The following is a 2,430-nucleotide window of genomic DNA, read 5'->3' as shown; positions in this document are numbered from 1 at the left end:
ATAGTCGAAATCGAAAAATTTAACGCCGAAGAGGTCACGGAAACCTCATTGCGTCCGAGCGCATGGGATGATTATATCGGGCAAGAGCAGATCAAAAAAAATCTGGGAGTCTTTATCGAGGCGAGTTCCAAACGGCGTGAAGCACTCGATCATGTCTTATTTTACGGTCCTCCCGGTTTGGGGAAAACGACGTTAGCCCTCATCATTGCCAACGAAATGGGAAGCAACATCAAAGTCACCGCCGCTCCAATGATCGAAAAAAGCGGTGATCTTGCCGCTATCCTCACCAATCTCGAAGAGGGTGACATCCTCTTTATCGACGAAATCCACCGCCTCTCCCCTGCGGTCGAAGAGATTCTCTACCCCTCTATGGAGGATTTCCGTCTCGATATCATCATCGGCTCAGGACCTGCGGCGCAGACGGTTAAAATCGATCTCCCCCGCTTTACCCTCATCGGTGCGACTACCCGCGCGGGAATGCTCTCGAACCCTTTGCGTGATCGTTTCGGGATGAATTTTCGAATGCAATTTTATTCTCCCGATGAGCTCTGCAGTATCATCACCCAAGCCGCCACAAAACTGGGCAAAAGCATCGACGAAAAAGCCGCACACGAGATTGCCAAGCGCTCACGCGGAACCCCCCGTATCGCATTACGTCTCTTAAAACGAGTCCGAGATTTTGCCGACGTTGCCAACGAAAATACTATTTTACATGAACGCTCCCGCTACGCTCTTGATCAGTTGGGGATCAATGCCAACGGGTTTGATGAGATGGATATCCGCCTCCTCAAACTGCTGATGGATGCCAAAGGACGGGCAATGGGTCTAAGTACTATTGCCGCCGCACTCACTGAGGATGAGGGGACGATTGAAGATGTCCTCGAACCCTATCTCCTCGCAAACGGCTATCTGGAGCGAACGGCTCGCGGGCGGGTCGCTACCGCTAAAACCTACGAACTTCTCAAATTTGGCATCCCGCAAAGCGGACTGTTTGAATAAGGAAGAGATGTGAAAAAAGAGTACTTTACCCCCATTTTACTGATCCTCGTCTCGTATGGAATATATATCTTGTATGCGCCTTTTTGGATGAGTATCATTGTCGCTTCACTCTTAGCGATCTCTACCCACCATATTCAAATGGGATTTTTTCAACTCACCAATAGCCGTTTTTGGGCTTCAACGTTATCCACAATTTTGTTGGGTATCCTCTTTTTTGCCCCGTTGGGATATTTTTTGGTGCACCTCTCAGCAATGCTCCAAAATATCGATCCCACTATGATGAGTACTATCGAAACTAAACTACGAGGCTGGATAGCGCATCTCCCCCCTGCACTTTCAGATATCGAAAGAAAAGTAGAGGCCTCTTTGGTCAAATTTGACCCTACCGCATTCAGCCAACACATCATCGCCTACGCTTCTCAAATCGGAAGCTTTGCAATGTCGTTTCTCTCCGGCACCCTTTTCACCCTCATCTTCTATTTTATTGCCCACTATTACGGACGGGATATTTTTGAGTTTTTTAAACGCTCTGCCCATTTCCCGCAACAAGAGAGCACCCTCATCATTTTTGAAATGCGCTCGGCAATGAGTGTTGTTTTCTACTCTATCCTTGCCACCGCCGTTTTTGAGGGGGCATTGTTCGGTATAGCAATCGGATACATGGGATACAACGGTCTCCTTTTTGGGATCATGTACGGGTTTGCTTCCCTCATCCCCGTCGTAGGAGGAGTCATCATGTGGCTTCCGTTTGCCCTCTTTGAACTCTCGTTGGGGCACACGGAAAATGCCCTTTTTATCACCCTCTATACGATTATCGTGATTTCAGTCATTGCCGATACGTTTGTCAAGCCGGTCATTATCAAACTCATCAACCAGCGTTTGATCAAACCGCAAGATAAGATCAATGAACTCATCATTTTCTTCGCCATTATCGCGGGGCTTGGGACATTCGGGTTTTGGGGGATGATTATCGGACCAGCAATCACCGTGTTGTTTATGACATTGATGAAAATCACCGAAGCTCAAAGCGAATAGGGTTCTCATTAATATTGTTAATACAAGGTTACTCAAACATTAGCAATAGTGTTCTATGATGTTAAAGTTAAAACTTACCAAATGGAGAAACCCTATGAAAAAGATTCTAAGTATCGCACTGATCCTCGGTGCAACAGCGTTAATGGCATGCCCAATGCAAAAGGGCGGAATGATGAATGGACAAGGAATGATGAAAAAATGTGAATGCGACACCTCTAAACTCCCTAAACCATTTGAAAAATTGGGGTTCAACGATGATCAAAAAGCTCAAATTCAAAAGCTTCGTGAAGAGGGAAAAGCGTTCCACAACCAACAACACGACAAAATGATGGCGGTACTTACCCCAGAACAACTCAAAGCTTTCGAAGCCAATGCTCCTAAAATGTGTCCGAAAGG

The 2,430-nt window shown here is 46.5% G+C and carries 3 protein-coding genes; all 3 read left to right on the top strand.

Annotated features, from left to right (window positions below; genetic code table 11):
* Positions 1-999 (top strand): Holliday junction branch migration DNA helicase RuvB (ruvB, locus tag JZU62_RS04095; protein ID WP_295012168.1); only part of this gene is annotated, 999 nt, incomplete at its 5' end.
* 9 nt (positions 1,000-1,008) lie between these two features.
* A complete protein-coding gene (locus tag JZU62_RS04090) occupies positions 1,009-2,034 on the top strand; it encodes an AI-2E family transporter (RefSeq protein WP_295012166.1) in 1,026 nt (341 codons plus the stop codon).
* 94 nt (positions 2,035-2,128) lie between these two features.
* A partial coding sequence (locus JZU62_RS04085; protein WP_295012164.1) for a hypothetical protein occupies positions 2,129-2,430 on the top strand: 302 nt, incomplete at its 3' end.

It is taken from the genome of Sulfuricurvum sp. (assembly GCF_019163035.1).
GTDB lineage: Bacteria > Campylobacterota > Campylobacteria > Campylobacterales > Sulfurimonadaceae > Sulfuricurvum.
The sequence above is the reverse complement of the archived record's forward strand: the minus strand, read 5'-3'. Positions and strand labels throughout refer to the sequence as shown.